Here is a 14,447-nt window from a genome sequence, read left to right as displayed (position 1 = left end):
AACAAAAGTAAACGAGGGGCAAAGCCCCCCGTTTACACTATGCGGATATTACATTTTACCCGTTATTGGTGCCTAGTGTACATCTTTCCAATACTCTTTCTTCAAGAGGTAGGCCACAATAAAGAATATAAACAGGAATCCGAGTACCCACCAGCCCATAGCTTGACGCTCTAGCTTAACAGGTTCAGCCGAATAAACTAAGAAGCCAGTGATATCACGTACTGCTTGGTCGTATTCTTCCGCATTCAATTTACCGCCAGTCACCACAATAGTGCCATCTTCTTGTTTAACTGGTGTGCCTTGTAACTCTTCAAGTACATGTGGCATACCAACAGATGGGAATACTGTGTTATTCACACCAAATGGGCGACTTGGATCTTTATAGAAGCCTTTCAGATAGGAATAAACCCAATCTTCACCACGCACGCGAGCAACTAAAGTTAAGTCTGGCGGTGTAGCACCAAACCATTTAGCAGCATCTTTAGGTGGAATAGCGTTTTGCATCAACTCACCAATTTTAGCATCGGTGAACATATACTTGTTACGCATATCATCCGCAGAGATACCGATATCGGTTGCTACACGTTCATAACGTTGATACTGAGTGCTATGGCAACCAGAACAGTAATGTTGGAACAGGTCCACACCACGTTCTAAAGAAGCTTTATCATGCAGATCAACATTGGCATCTTCTAAATGTACGTGTCCGCTCGCGGCAATTGCCAAGGTCGGCAACAAGGCAACTAATGCAACTAATGCAATCAATAATTTTTTCATTAGTGTGTCAACCTCGCTGGAACAGGTTTAGTTTTTTCATTCTTGCTGTATACCCACAGCGCCACAAAGAAACCAAAGTAAGTGAAAGTAAACACCTGTGCAACTATCGTCAGGGTCGGCGTGGCAGGCACTACCCCTAAATAACCCAATACTATGAAAGATATAGCAAATTGGGCAATATTCAGCTTATGTAGCGTACTACGGTAGCGAACTGACTTCACTTTACAGCGATCTAACCAAGGCAATACGAACAGTACTGCAATCGACAGACCCATCATTATCACGCCACCCAATTTATCAGGCACAGCACGTAAAATGGCGTAAAAAGGAGTGAAGTACCAAACGGGTGCAATGTGTTCAGGTGTCTTCATCGAGTTAGCCGCTTCAAAGTTTGGCTTTTCAAGGAAGTAACCACCGCCTTCAGGAATAAAGAACAACACATAGCAGAACACTATCAGGAAGCCCGCGACGCCCATGATGTCTTTTACAGTGTAATATGGGTGGAATGGAATACCGTCGACTGGCCAGCCATTTTCGTCTTTGTTCTTCTTGATTTCGATACCGTCAGGGTTGTTAGAACCCACTTCATGCAGCGCAATTAAGTGTAAAAACACGAGTACGACTAATACTAGCGGCAGAGCAATAACGTGCAGCGCAAAGAAACGGTTCAGCGTTGCGCCAGAGATCACGTAGTCACCACGGATCCACAGGGTTAAGTCGTCACCAATAACTGGAATCGCACCGAACAGAGAGATAATTACCTGCGCACCCCAATATGACATTTGACCCCATGGCAGCAAATAACCCATAAAGGCTTCGGCCATCAGCACGAGGAAAATTAACATACCGAACAGCCACAGTAGTTCTCTAGGCTTCTGATATGAACCGTAAATTAAACCACGGAACATGTGCAGATAGATCACAACGAAGAACGCTGAAGCACCGGTAGAGTGCATATAACGCAGCAACCAACCGTATTCAACGTCACGCATTATGTACTCAACAGAAGCGAATGCGCCTTCTGCTGTTGGTACATAGTTCATCGTCAACCAGATACCCGTCAGTAATTGGTTAACCAATACCAACATCGCTAGCGAACCGAAAAAGTACCAAAAGTTAAAGTTAGTTGGCGTTGCATACTGACCCACGTGACGGTTATAAGTCGCCGTCATAGGGATACGCGCATCAATCCAATTAATTAAATTCTTAACCATTACGCCACTCCTTTATCTACACCGATAATCACGGTGCCATCATCAACGTATTGATGTGGAGGAATAACTAGGTTCAATGGAGCAGGTACGCCTTGGAAGACGCGGCCAGCCATATCGAACTTAGAGCCATGACATGGACAGAAGAAACCAGAAGTGACACCTTCAACTTGCTCACCAAATGAATCTGGTAAATAAGTAGGTGAACATCCGAGGTGGGTACAAATACCGACAGCAATAAAATACTCTGGCTTAATTGAGCGCAAAGGATTTGTTGCATATTCAGGCTGCTGCATTTCAGCAGAAGCAGGATCTCTTAACTTATCATCATGTGTTGGCAGTTCATTGATCACAGCATCTGTGCGACGGACAACCCATACAGGTTTTCCACGCCACTCAACACGGATCAGCTGACCTGGCTCTACTTTACTGATATTTACTTCGACCGGTGCACCTGCAGCTTTCGCTTTGGCACTCGGATTCCATGACTTGATGAAAGGAACCGCTACAGCGACGGCACCAGCACCACCTACTACGGCGGTTGCGGCTGTCAGGAATCTGCGACGTCCGGTATCGACTGGCGCATTGCTCATCCACTTATCTCCCAGAGGGTGTTGGAATTTTTATATTTCAAAGACTTTCGGCCCTTAGTCATCACTAGGGTCAAAAATCGAAGTTTGAAGCGGGGCTCATTATAGCTAAAAATTAGAAGCAGATCATAGTGAAAACACGCAAGTAAGTTAGGGAGATTGCGTGTTTTTTGAAAAAAGTCGAAAAAAGCCCCAACTATTAAGCCGTTTTAATCAATTTGGAAGGTTTTTTGAGCATCTTGTCTGTGACATCGGCATAAAGCATGCATCGCTAATATAAATTAGCCTTAACTTTTCTATCTAAGTTAACAATCGCCAGATAAAAAAATAGGCCCTGGGTAACAGGGCCTATTAGATCAACACTTTTAACGTATTACTTCTTGGGTGAAGTGCTCTTCATATACTTGAAGAACTCGCTATCAGGCTCTAATACCATGATATCTGACTTGCCTGAGAAACTAGCACGATAGGCTTCTAAGCTACGAACAAAGCTAAAAAATTCAGCATCTTTGCTATAAGCATCAGAATATATCTTAGCCGCTAATGCATCACCTTCACCACGAATGGTTAAGGCTTTACGCTCAGCTTCAGCAATCTTCACTGTTACATTAGCATCGATCGTTGCACGGATAATTTCAGATTGCTCTTTACCTTGTGCTCTATGCTCTTTTGCCACAGCTTGACGCTCAGCACGCATACGTTGGTAAATACTGTTACTGACGTTAGCGGGTAAATTGATTTGCTTTACACGCACATCGACAACTTCAATACCTAAGTCTTTAGCGCTTTCTGAAGCATTTTCCAATGCATCATTCTGTAACTCATCACGCTTACCAGAGACAATCTCTTTGATTGTGCGGCGACCAAACTCAGTTCGTAAATCGTTGTTGATCTTACGTTGTAAAAGCGATTCAGCATTCGATTTAATACCACCATTTGTAGACAGGTAATATTTTTCGAAATCCAAAATACGCCACTTCACATAAGAATCGACCATAAGGTCTTTCTTCTCTGAAGTTACAAAACGATCCGCAGCACCATCAAGTGTTTGAATACGGGCATCGAGTAATTTTACTTTATCGATCACAGGTACTTTAACGTGTAAACCTGGACCATAGACGCGAGTGACTTGCTTGCCATCCACATTGTCTTTTAAAATTTCACCGAAACGCGCCACAATTGCGCGCTCGCCTTCATTCACCACCATTAAAGATGACAAACCAATACCTAAAAGTACGGCGATAAGAATAACGCTTAATCTACCCATGGATTACTCCCTCCCTTGGCGAGTACGATCATCGCGGGATGGACGTCCACTCAAAGGCTCATTCGCGCGAGTCGTTGATACAGATGAAGAATTGACATTTTGCTGTGGCTTAGCTTCCAGCTCAATTGTCGCAGGCTTCTGCTGAATTAACTTATCTAGCGGTAGGTACATTAAGTTGCCGTTGTTTTTGGCATCAATCAGCACTTTATTCGTATCAGTCATCACTTGCTGCATTGTATCGAGATACAAACGCTTGCGAGTCACTTCAGGCGCAGCTTGATACTCAGGTAATAACAGCTCAAATCGAGCCACTTTACCGCGAGCCTCTAAGACTTCACGCTCTTTATAAGCATTCGCTTGTTGTGCCATACGTTCAACTTCACCACGAGCTTTAGGTTCAATCTCACGGGCATAGGCTTCAGCTTCACGAATAAAACGTTGTTCATCTTCTTGGGCAGAAATCGCATCATCGAAGGCATCTTTCACTTCTTCAGGCGGACGTGCCGGCAAGAAGTTAACATCGACAATCGCCAGACCCAATTTATAGGGCTCAAGAATGCGCTCTAACTCTTTCCACGTATCGCGACGGATAGCATCACGGCCAGTAGTCAGAATATCATCCATCTTGTTATGTCCGATGACATAACGCAATGCACTGTCGGTCGCTTCACGCAAACTGGCGTTCGCATCGACGGCACTGAACAGATATGAGTAAGCATCTAAAATACGATACTGCACATCAAGCTCAACTTTCACGACGTTTTCATCGGATGTCAGCATACTACCAGACGCAGGAATAGAGCGAACCGATTGAATGTCAACGGGATAAATTTGGTCAATGAAAGTCGCTTTCCAATGAAGACCTGGTCCTATTTCGCCATTATGTTGACCAAATCGCAGTGCCACACCACGCTCCGCTTCTTTAATTGTATAAAAACCCGAAAGCCCCCAAACAACCAAAGCAACAGCAAGAATGATGATTAGGCTAAACGAACTAAAAGATTGGCCTGAGCCATTTCCTTTGCCGCCAAAGCGCTTTGAAAGATTACGAAAAACCTCGTCAAGGTCCGGTGGTCCTTTGTCGTTACCACCTTTATTTCCCCAAGGATCATTACCCTTGTTACCGGGCTCGTTCCAAGCCATTTAGCACTCCATAAGTGGATGAAATAAATTAGATTATTAACAAACAGCCTCATCTATCGAATCTTCGTAGATGAAGGTTTCTAACTCACCCTGACTCTGTTTAGCTAATCGGCGCCAATCGGCGTCCGATAAACGAACAGACAAAATACAGTTCCCCAGATCGTCGTACTCTTTCTGCTGTATCGCATCCAGTCGATAAAACTGGCCAAGATAATGTCCAGCAGTTGCCGGAATTCTTAGTGTTAGCTCTTTAATCACCTCACCGATAAGCTCAGTGATGGCTTTCAATAGCAAATCAAATCCCAAACGCTTCTGTGCTGAAACCCAAACTCGAACGGGTTTGCCTATGTCGTTATATTCAATTCTTGGGATTACATCCTCGAGTAAATCGATTTTGTTACATACCACGAGTTGCATGACTTCATCGGCTTCGATGTCTTTCAGTACAGATTGAACCTGATCAAAATTATCCGCCATGTTTTCATCTGCACAATCAACAATGTGCAGTAGTAACTCAGCTTGCCTTGTCTCTTGTAAAGTCGCCTTAAATGCAGCAACGAGATCATGGGGCAAATGACGAATAAACCCTACTGTATCCGCGAGTATCACGGCACCATCGGGTAAATCTAACTTTCTTAACGTGGGATCGAGTGTGGCAAACAGCTGGTCTGCTGCATAAACATCGGAAGATGTTAAGGCATTAAACAGCGTTGATTTACCGGCGTTGGTGTAGCCGACTAATGATACTGTCGACAAATCACTGCGCTTACGTGCACGTCTACTCTGTTCACGTTGTTTATCAACTCGCTCTAAGCGTTTGTTGATATTTTTAATCCGTCCTCTGAGCAAACGTCTATCGGTTTCGAGCTGGGTTTCCCCTGGACCACGTAAACCAATACCACCTTTTTGCCTTTCAAGATGCGTCCAACCACGGATCAGGCGAGTCGACATATGGCGCAATTGCGCTAGCTCCACCTGCAACTTACCTTCGTGAGTTCGCGCTCTTTGAGCAAAAATATCGAGAATAAGTGTCGTACGGTCGAGTACTCGACATTGACACACTTGCTCAAGATTACGCTCTTGGGCTGGACTCAATGCATGATTAAAAATCACCACATTGGCTTCGGTCGCCGCCACTAATGCGGCTAACTCTTCAGCTTTACCAGAACCCACAAAAAATTTGCGATCCGGCGAACGTCGACTTCCAGTAATCACCCCGACTGATCGCGCTCCAGCTGATTCTACTAATAGCTGCAGCTCGACTAAATCTTCTCGGCGTTCCTCATCGGAAAAGTCGATATGGACAAGAACCGCAGTTTCTCCCGCCTCATAACGATCAAACAAGAAGTAAACTCCTTAGATAAAACTTATTCGCCACTAGGCGCATCATCTTGAGCACCATATCCGCCTTGGGCATTTTGGTGACCAGTAACGTTGAATGGGCGTGCTGGCACGACAGTAGAAATAGCGTGTTTATAAACCATTTGGCTCACTGTGTTTTTCAACAGAATGACAAATTGATCAAACGACTCTACCTGTCCTTGGAGTTTAATGCCGTTAACCAAGTAAATTGATACAGGAACGCGCTCGCGACGCAATGCGTTCAAAAATGGGTCTTGTAAAGATTGCCCCTTAGCCATTTTATTATTTCCTTTTTAATTTATATAAAATAAATCGATATCAGTGATAGTTTTTTGTTTAGTTTTAGTATTATACAGCAAGGGCTAATAAGCTAGCGGCATTGACGCATAAGTGTAACTAAATTCCCCTCAGCACCACTTTCGAGCCAATTCAACTCTGGCCAACTGCGCAACCATGTTAATTGACGCTTAGCCAATTGCCTAGTAGCAGCAACCGCTTTTTCGACCATAGTATCATAGTCAAACTCACCATCGAGATATTGCCAGCACTGTCGATAACCCACACAACGCATTGAAGGCAAGTCTAAATGCAGGTCTCCACGGGCTTTCAGCTCTGTGACTTCCTCAAGAAAGCCCTGCTTGAGCATAATCGCAAAACGTTGCGCAATTAAGTCATGTAACACTTTGCGCTCACGCGGTGCAATAGCAAACTGCACTACGTCATAGGGCAAGGGAGCAGATTTGGTCTGAGTCAGCTCAGTCATACTCTTGCCGCTTATTCTATAGACTTCCAGCGCTCTTGAAAGTCTTTGTGGATCATTAGGATGAATTCTTTCTGCCGACACGGGATCTATCTCCCTTAATTGGTCATGCAGTGCTTCCCATCCCTTTTCATCCGCCTCAGCTTGGATCTCGGCTCTAATGGCCTCGTCCGCACTCGGCAAAGGTGATAAACCTTCGAGTAACGCTTTGAAATACATCATGGTTCCGCCAACTAATACTGGCGTTTTACCCATGCTGACAATCTGTTCTATCTCGGCTATCGCATCGGCTCTAAAGTCGGCTGCCGAATAACTTTCGCTAGGATCGCGAATGTCGATCAATCTATGTGGCCCACGGGCCAATTCGTCGGCTGAAGGCTTGGCGCTGCCAATGTCCATACCGCGATAAATTAATGCTGAATCGACCGAAATGATTTCGCAGTTATGCTTTTCGGCCAATTCTAATGCTAAAGCAGTTTTGCCTGAGGCCGTTGGCCCCATCAAAAATATCACATTAGGCTGTAATTCTTTATTCACTTGCTTGCTCTTCTAGCCACGATTGCCAAGGTAATGATATTGCTTTGTTGGCAATAAGCTGTTTTTTCTCGTCAGCTAACTGCGAAAATGCTGCCCAAATTTCTGGCGCCGAAACGAATCCCGTTAAACTGTGTTTTGCCAACCAAAATGCCAATGCGCTTGGCGCAGGTGTTTCAAAACGCAGCGATTGTAACCACTCAGGGATCACTTTGGCTAACTGGCTCTCTCTGATATATGGGGGCACTTTTTTAATAATCAACTGCTGGTAACGAATTGTTAGTTCTAAACCTAACTGGCGGATTAGCGTGTCATGTTCATCGAGCACAGCCTGCCAATCCGCATCGGCCGCGACAGACACTGGCATCAATAAAGGCTGACCAATTAATCCGGTCGCTAGCTTAGCCTCAATCTCTTGGCAACGCGTCGCCAATGCTACTGATTTTATTGGCAATAGACTCAGTTTATCCGCCGTCGCCATTACCCAATATTGGCCATCTAAAATAGCAGGCATAGGTAAAGATGGCTGATAATCTTGATCTTTTACACTGTAAGAAGGTGTTTGCAATAAAGCACCATAACTTGCAATTGCCGCTTTTGACGGTAATTCAGTACGTTGCCGAGATTCACTTGCAGAATAACTGCTGCGACTACTGTCCCTTGGCGTGGCCATGCTGCCAAAGGCATTGGTTTGAGTGCCAAAACTGGCGCCTTCTCGTCCTGCGCCGACCGATTTTACTTGAACGGCAGTGGAAACTGCATCTTGAGCAGACTCAAATGAATCAGCACCAAGTGCAAAAGGGGCAGCTATTCCAACTGCGCTTGTTGGAGCATCCACAAACACATCTTCAACTTCATCCAAGGAACTAGAGTGAACGACATTGAGTTCCCCTGCTTCTTCCAGCGCCGATTGCAGTGCCTGCAAAATATAATCATGCACATAGCGACTCTGATGGAATCGTACCTCATGTTTAGCAGGATGCACGTTTACATCCACTTGATGGGGATCGATATCCAACATCAACACATAACCGGGTTGCTCCAGTTCTGCTTTTTGGGCAAAGGCTTGGCGCACAGCATGATTGACTAAGCGGTCACGGATAAGCCGTCCGTTGACATAAAAATAATGGGTATCAGTAATCACCGGCGACCAAGGTGACTGTAAATAACCACTGAGGCGCAAATCATCGTGTTGACATTCAATCTTAAGCGCTTGCTCAGCAAATGGGCGACCACTTACTTGCGTCAAACGTTGTAAATACTGGGCTTCATTCATGGCGGGACGATAATTGCGTACCGTCTTGCCGTTATGGGTCAGTGTAAAATGGATATCGCCGCGCACTAATGCAATGCGCTTTAACCATTCATCGATATGGGTAAATTCGGTTTTATCGCTCTTTAAAAAGCGTCTGCGAGCTGGCGTATTGAAAAATAAATCCACCACTTCAATCGTAGAACCAACAGGATGCGCGGCGGGCATGACTTTAACCGCCATGTCGGCACCTTCAGCATGGGCTTGCCATGCTTCGGTTTGATCAGCAGTGCGCGAGGTTAAGGTTAAGCGTGAGACTGAGCTGATACTCGCTAACGCTTCACCGCGAAAACCAAAACTGAGGATCGCTTCGAGATCGTCTAAGGTGTGTAACTTTGAGGTCGCATGGCGCGATAAGGCCAGCGCGAGTTCATCTTTGGGTATACCAGATCCGTTATCGCGAATTTTAATCAGCTTGCTACCGCCTTTGTCGATTTCAATATCGACTCGGCTCGCTCCTGCGTCGAGGCTATTCTCAACTAATTCTTTGACTACGGAAGCGGGTCTTTCAACCACTTCCCCCGCCGCAATTTGGTTGGCTAATTGCGGTGGCAGGATCTGAATGCCCATCATGCTTTCCTATTTAACTCTCTTTCCTATTTAACTCTGGGGTATGACTAACGTTTGCCCTAACTGCACCACATCGGACTTCATCCCATTCGCTTGTTTGATGCTAGACATAGGCACTCGATAACGCTGCGCGATAGCCGATAAAGACTCGCCACGACTGACTTTATGTTTGACGTTCGATGACGTTGAACTCCCCACATAAGCGGTTGGCGTTCTCTCTTTAGTCGATTTAGCACTGCTAGAACTTGCGCCGCCACGCTGGGCAAGCAAGGTATCCGCTGGAGGATTATTGTGATAGTAACGACTCACACCCTTATAGATAGCATCGGCAATGCTTTCTTGATGACGACTGCTCGACAACAAACGCTCTTCTTTAGGATTCGAGATAAAGCCCGTTTCCACTAAAATTGAAGGAATATCCGGCGACTTCAGCACGGCTAGACTCGCCGATTCTGGGCGACTCTTATGCAATTCAGTCACGCTGCCTAAATCCTTAAGAATATCGCCCGCAACTGAATGACCAATGGCCATCGAACTGTTCATCGACATATCGAGCAAGGTCATTGCAAGATACTGTTCATTATCCGTATTTTGGATAATCTCACCCGCGCCGCCAAGTAACTCAGAATGTTTTTCTTTTTGCTCTAACCAACGGCCAATTTCACTGTTAGCACGACGCATAGATAATACCCACACAGAGGCCCCGCGCGGATTGGGTGATGTAAAAGCATCGGCATGGATAGAAATGAGCAGATCGGCCTTACTGTTGCGGGCCAACTCAGAGCGCTTATTCAGATTCACAAAATAATCGCCGGTACGGATCATCACAGCGCGCATGCCGGGCGTGTCATTGATTTTACTCGAAACACGTCTGGCGATTTCCAGGGCCACCTTTTTTTCATAAACGCCCGAAGGGCCAATGGAGCCGGGGTCGTCGCCACCATGGCCCGCATCGATAGCAATCACAATATCACGGGATGACTTTGCCGCTTGAGTAACCGTTTTAACAGGGGTAGATGAGACAACTGCGGTGGCGGTTGTTAAGGTTTTATCTTCTAAATCAACCACGAGACGATTGCCATAGGGCGCAGTTACGGGCAACGAAAACAAGCTCGCATTCAGTGGCTTCACCAAATCTATGACTAAGCGCAAATCGCCCTTAGTCGGCGACTTACTGACTCGCACGCCCTTGACTAACTTGCTGTTGTTTTCAAGATTTTTAAGCGCAACTTTAGTGGCGGACTTTTTTAAATCCACCACTAAGCGATTAGGGCCATCTAAAGAGAAATAGGTGTAATCTGGCGCTTCACTTAAATCAAACACGATTCGAGTCGACTCAGGCGCAGCCCAAATACGTACGCTTTCTAACTGATTAGCCGCATGGGCCGCCACAGATAAAAAAGAACATAAAGAAAGAATAATAATTTGAAAAAAGGGGTTATTTTTTATCATTTTAGTTTTTATTTTATCGCTTTTAATAACTTTTCACCTGGCTCTGACAAGGCCTCTATGCGTATTTCACGCCCACTATTTTGATAACTTAAATGCATATGGACATCGGCATCGGGCAATAAACCCTCTCCCTTATCTGGCCATTCAACAATGCACAGACTCTTATCCGTGAAATAATCACGAATACCCATAAACTCCAGTTCTTCTGGATCGTTTAAACGATACAAATCAAAATGATAAACTTCGACACCATCCAGCTCATATGGTTCAACTAAAGTGTAAGTCGGGCTTTTAACGGCTCCTTTATGACCTAAACCTTGAATTAAGCCGCGACTCAGCGTCGTTTTACCGGCACCTAAATCACCCGTAAGATACAGAGTCAAAGGCGCTTGGACATGGCGGGCTAATTTTTGCCCAACCGCAATAGTGTCGTCTTCGTTGTCTAAGAAAAAAGTTAACTCTGTCATATCCGCTTATATCACTGCTGTTATTGATGGAGAAGCGACTCAAGCCTAAAAAGGCACAGGGCACAGAACAAAGTCCAGCCCCGCTTGAGTCTCACATACCGCCTAGAGTAAATCACTATTCACTAATTGGCGAATAAAAGGCATTAAATCGCTCGCTAACATGCCACGCTCTCCCTGTATTGCCGCAAGATCGGCAGCGCAACCATGTACAACAACACCCAGCACAGTCGCCTGCATGTTATCCATTCCTTGAGCCATGAGCGCGCCTATAATACCAGATAACACATCGCCACACCCACCACTGGCAAGCCCAGGATTACCGACAGGTGCAACAACCATTTGTTTGCCATCAAAAATGACCGTTCCCGCGCCTTTTAGCAGTACAACACCGCCGTACTTTTGCTGTATCGCCCGTACGGCCGCAAACCTATCCTGCTCAATTTCTGCCACAGAGCAGCCGAGTAAACGCGCAGCCTCACCCGGATGCGGTGTTAGCACCCAATTGGTTTGCCGGCGCGGTTCATTGCTCAATAGATTTAAGGCATCGGCATCCAAAACACAGGGTTTATCGCTTAAGCCCACGGCTTTAAACAAGTTATAGCCCCAGTCATGCTTACCTAAACCTGGGCCAAGTACGATAACCTGCGCCCAACCAAGGCGCAGATACACTTCCATATCGACTAAGTCACAACCCCAGAACATCAATTCCGGACGGGAAACATTCACAGTCAATTGATGATCAGGTCGACTGATCACAGTAACTAATCCAGCACCAGCACGCAGACATGCCTCACTGGCCAGTCGCACGGCGCCAGCCATGCCCATATCACCGCCGATAACAGTGACCTTACCCGACTGGCCTTTATGGCTATCGCGCGCTCTGGCGGCAAAGTAATCTTTAAGCGTCTCTTTTCCGACCCTTTGTGCACTCGCTTCAGCGAAGAAAGGTGTTAATCCTAAAGCGGCAAATTCAAGTTCGCCGCTGTAATGCCGCGCCTTACCCGTTAACAAACCTTGCTTCCAGCCACCAAAACACAAGGTGACATCCGCCATCACAGCAACACCCGCCACAGCGCCGGTATCGGCAATCACTCCAGACGGTAAATCAAGGCTCAATACCCAAGCTGCATTGTCATTGATGGCGCGAATATACTCAGCCATATCGTCGCGCAAGGCATCTCGCACACCTGTGCCGAGTAAACCATCGACGATGATCTTGGCCGCAAGAATGGGCGCAACGGCTTTCGGCAGTAACTCTCCGCCGTCTTTAAGATAATGGGCCAATGCTTGCTGACACTCAGGCGTGCCTGCCGCTGACGTCATCATCACTGAAACGGCCATACCACTTGCACGGGCTAGACGGGCGCACACTAAGGCATCGGCACCATTGTTACCGCTGCCAGCGAGGATAAATACAGAAGAGGCATTGGGGTTATGTTTCGTTAAACATTCAAAAGCCGCTGCGCCAGCACGCTCGACCAATTCATAGAGGCTAGAGGCTCCCTGCGACACAGCACTCAGTTCAGCTTGGCGAACTTGTGCTTGGGTAAATAAGGCCTTGGGGAATTGCGATAGATCTTGTGCCATGAAGGATCTCCTTAGACGCCAACGACTTCATTCCACAATGAGTTACCTCACCATAGGAGTCTTGGCAGCATTGAGCAAGGCCGATAATAAAATCAGCCAATAGATCAAGAAAGTAACAAGAATCGGATAGGGAAATTATGACGTAAATCAGTTCAGGCGCAGATACCCGCCCAAATGGAGCAAAGTAGCGCAAAAGTCGTCGATAAATAGATGACACAAAGACAAAAGCCAGCACTAGGCTGGCTTTGGGAATTGAGAAGCGATGACGGTTTAGATATCGTCCATCCGAATCGTGCTGTGGACCAAACGTTGTTGCTGAGTTTTCTCCACTCGGATCAAGTTAGCTAACGCATTACGCGCATCTTCGGCAGTCGTTGAGTTAACTGTTTTTTCTAACAAACCAATCAGACGATTTTCTAAGTCTAAGTGCAAGTTGAGCACATCGTCTTCATTCATGTTCGCGGGCAACATAGTATCTTGGCAACGCTTGGTAAAGTCTTCAAAGGTGAAGTCTTTGTACCAAGTATCAAGAATACGATGTGGCGCTTCTTCTATATAATCGCGCAGTTTCTCCGCCATGGTTTTTTGATGTGACTCAAAATAATCCAGCATCATTTTCACTCGTGCCGAGTCAGCTTGATTATTGAGTCGGCCATAGAGTTGCGCCATATCTAAGCGGCAATTTGCCACATACTCAAGTAGATCACGTAATTGTTGAATACGCATATAATGCACTCCACTGTCAGGCCAACTACTTGGCGCTATTAATTTTGTCTAGCTTCATTATGTGAGTAAAAGCGTTACGAATATTTGAACAAGGTCATAATTTAACTTTCGCGAAGCTATCTAATTTAGGAAAACTTGAAGAAACACGCTACAGATCACGCATCTAAATCCTATCACACTGTTTTGTATAAGAGAGAAAAGCCAAAAGAGATCTCAAAACACTTAGTCTAAAAGGTTGGAGTAAGTCTTTGGTTGTGCATGATGAATCAAAGATAGAGGGTTTGAAGTCGATAGCAGTGAATCAAAACAAATATAGATGAGCTAGTTGAGGGAATGACGTGAAAAAGTAGCTGTTGAGAGTTTAACGGAAGTACAGCGAAATGATTTTATCGGGAGTGGTTCGAACCGATGACCTATACCTTGACTAATTTAACAATCACAAAGGTATCGCCATATCAGAATCACAACTGAGCTAATGTCAATTGAGTAATGTGATAGTGGAATATTTAGGAAATTGGAGCGACATATCGGGTTCGAACCGATGACCTATACCTTGGCAAGGTATCGCTCTACCAACTGAGCTAATGTCGCATAATTATCGCTGTCACATCAGCCTTCAACATTCAAAAAGGTATCGTCTATCAACCTTTATCAACTGAGCTAATGTCGCATAATCTGTATTAATGATT

General features: G+C 45.5%; 13 protein-coding genes and 1 tRNA gene. All 14 read right to left on the bottom strand.

Annotated features, from left to right (window positions below):
- Positions 1-72: 72 nt before the first annotated feature.
- The gene (locus Q4Q54_RS13370; protein WP_311988684.1) at positions 73-777 is read right to left on the bottom strand and encodes a cytochrome c1; all 705 of its coding nucleotides are present in this window, start codon (positions 775-777) and stop codon (positions 73-75) included.
- On the bottom strand, positions 777-1,991 hold the full coding sequence (locus tag Q4Q54_RS13365) for a cytochrome bc complex cytochrome b subunit (RefSeq protein ID WP_105250274.1): 1,215 nt from the start codon (positions 1,989-1,991) through the stop codon (positions 777-779). Before Q4Q54_RS13365 ends, Q4Q54_RS13370 begins: the two co-directional genes overlap by 1 nt.
- Positions 1,991-2,581, bottom strand: coding sequence for a ubiquinol-cytochrome c reductase iron-sulfur subunit (petA, locus tag Q4Q54_RS13360; protein WP_106651681.1), 591 nt, complete (start codon positions 2,579-2,581; stop codon positions 1,991-1,993). Before petA ends, Q4Q54_RS13365 begins: the two co-directional genes overlap by 1 nt.
- A gap of 370 nt (positions 2,582-2,951) precedes the next feature.
- Positions 2,952-3,845 carry a protease modulator HflC gene (gene hflC / locus Q4Q54_RS13355; RefSeq protein WP_311890132.1) on the bottom strand — a complete coding sequence of 298 codons (894 nt, stop codon included), beginning with the start codon at positions 3,843-3,845 and terminating at the stop codon, positions 2,952-2,954.
- Between the two features lie 3 nt (positions 3,846-3,848).
- Positions 3,849-4,988: an FtsH protease activity modulator HflK gene (gene hflK, locus Q4Q54_RS13350; RefSeq protein ID WP_106651683.1), complete on the bottom strand. Its 1,140-nt coding sequence runs from the start codon at positions 4,986-4,988 to the stop codon at positions 3,849-3,851.
- A gap of 36 nt (positions 4,989-5,024) precedes the next feature.
- Positions 5,025-6,332, bottom strand: a complete 1,308-nt coding sequence (gene hflX, locus Q4Q54_RS13345; RefSeq protein ID WP_311988683.1) for a ribosome rescue GTPase HflX — start codon at positions 6,330-6,332, stop codon at positions 5,025-5,027.
- A gap of 23 nt (positions 6,333-6,355) precedes the next feature.
- Positions 6,356-6,628, bottom strand: a complete 273-nt coding sequence (hfq, locus tag Q4Q54_RS13340) for an RNA chaperone Hfq (protein WP_006084207.1) — start codon at positions 6,626-6,628, stop codon at positions 6,356-6,358.
- Between the two features lie 92 nt (positions 6,629-6,720).
- Positions 6,721-7,647 carry a tRNA (adenosine(37)-N6)-dimethylallyltransferase MiaA gene (gene miaA / locus Q4Q54_RS13335; RefSeq protein ID WP_311898586.1) on the bottom strand — a complete coding sequence of 309 codons (927 nt, stop codon included), beginning with the start codon at positions 7,645-7,647 and terminating at the stop codon, positions 6,721-6,723.
- Positions 7,640-9,526: a DNA mismatch repair endonuclease MutL gene (gene mutL / locus Q4Q54_RS13330; protein ID WP_371824968.1), complete on the bottom strand. Its 1,887-nt coding sequence runs from the start codon at positions 9,524-9,526 to the stop codon at positions 7,640-7,642. Before mutL ends, miaA begins: the two co-directional genes overlap by 8 nt.
- A gap of 30 nt (positions 9,527-9,556) precedes the next feature.
- On the bottom strand, positions 9,557-10,978 hold the full coding sequence (locus Q4Q54_RS13325) for an N-acetylmuramoyl-L-alanine amidase (RefSeq protein ID WP_311988682.1): 1,422 nt from the start codon (positions 10,976-10,978) through the stop codon (positions 9,557-9,559).
- A gap of 8 nt (positions 10,979-10,986) precedes the next feature.
- On the bottom strand, positions 10,987-11,445 hold the full coding sequence (gene tsaE / locus Q4Q54_RS13320; RefSeq protein ID WP_248943649.1) for a tRNA (adenosine(37)-N6)-threonylcarbamoyltransferase complex ATPase subunit type 1 TsaE: 459 nt from the start codon (positions 11,443-11,445) through the stop codon (positions 10,987-10,989).
- Positions 11,446-11,547: 102 nt separating this feature from the next.
- Positions 11,548-13,032 carry an NAD(P)H-hydrate dehydratase gene (locus tag Q4Q54_RS13315; RefSeq protein ID WP_311988681.1) on the bottom strand — a complete coding sequence of 495 codons (1,485 nt, stop codon included), beginning with the start codon at positions 13,030-13,032 and terminating at the stop codon, positions 11,548-11,550.
- A 270-nt stretch (positions 13,033-13,302) separates the two neighbouring features.
- Positions 13,303-13,758, bottom strand: coding sequence for a hypothetical protein (locus tag Q4Q54_RS13310; protein WP_006080046.1), 456 nt, complete (start codon positions 13,756-13,758; stop codon positions 13,303-13,305).
- Between the two features lie 515 nt (positions 13,759-14,273).
- Positions 14,274-14,349: transfer RNA gene (locus Q4Q54_RS13305), tRNA-Gly, on the bottom strand.
- Positions 14,350-14,447: the final 98 nt, after the last annotated feature.

This window comes from Shewanella sp. SP2S2-4, from assembly GCF_031932025.1.
Lineage (GTDB): Bacteria > Pseudomonadota > Gammaproteobacteria > Enterobacterales > Shewanellaceae > Shewanella > Shewanella baltica.
This window is presented reverse-complemented; position numbering and strand designations above follow the sequence as displayed.

Coding starts and splice junctions, on each gene's coding strand:
- Q4Q54_RS13370 (WP_311988684.1), bottom strand. CDS start 777: ATGAAAAAATTATTGATTGCATTAGTTGCATTAGTTGCCTTGTTGCCG.
- Q4Q54_RS13365 (WP_105250274.1), bottom strand. CDS start 1,991: ATGGTTAAGAATTTAATTAATTGGATTGATGCGCGTATCCCTATGACG.
- petA (WP_106651681.1), bottom strand. CDS start 2,581: ATGAGCAATGCGCCAGTCGATACCGGACGTCGCAGATTCCTGACAGCC.
- hflC (WP_311890132.1), bottom strand. CDS start 3,845: ATGGGTAGATTAAGCGTTATTCTTATCGCCGTACTTTTAGGTATTGGT.
- hflK (WP_106651683.1), bottom strand. CDS start 4,988: ATGGCTTGGAACGAGCCCGGTAACAAGGGTAATGATCCTTGGGGAAAT.
- hfq (WP_006084207.1), bottom strand. CDS start 6,628: ATGGCTAAGGGGCAATCTTTACAAGACCCATTTTTGAACGCATTGCGT.
- mutL (WP_371824968.1), bottom strand. CDS start 9,526: ATGGGCATTCAGATCCTGCCACCGCAATTAGCCAACCAAATTGCGGCG.
- Q4Q54_RS13325 (WP_311988682.1), bottom strand. CDS start 10,978: ATGATAAAAAATAACCCCTTTTTTCAAATTATTATTCTTTCTTTATGT.
- tsaE (WP_248943649.1), bottom strand. CDS start 11,445: ATGACAGAGTTAACTTTTTTCTTAGACAACGAAGACGACACTATTGCG.
- Q4Q54_RS13315 (WP_311988681.1), bottom strand. CDS start 13,032: ATGGCACAAGATCTATCGCAATTCCCCAAGGCCTTATTTACCCAAGCA.
- Q4Q54_RS13310 (WP_006080046.1), bottom strand. CDS start 13,758: ATGCGTATTCAACAATTACGTGATCTACTTGAGTATGTGGCAAATTGC.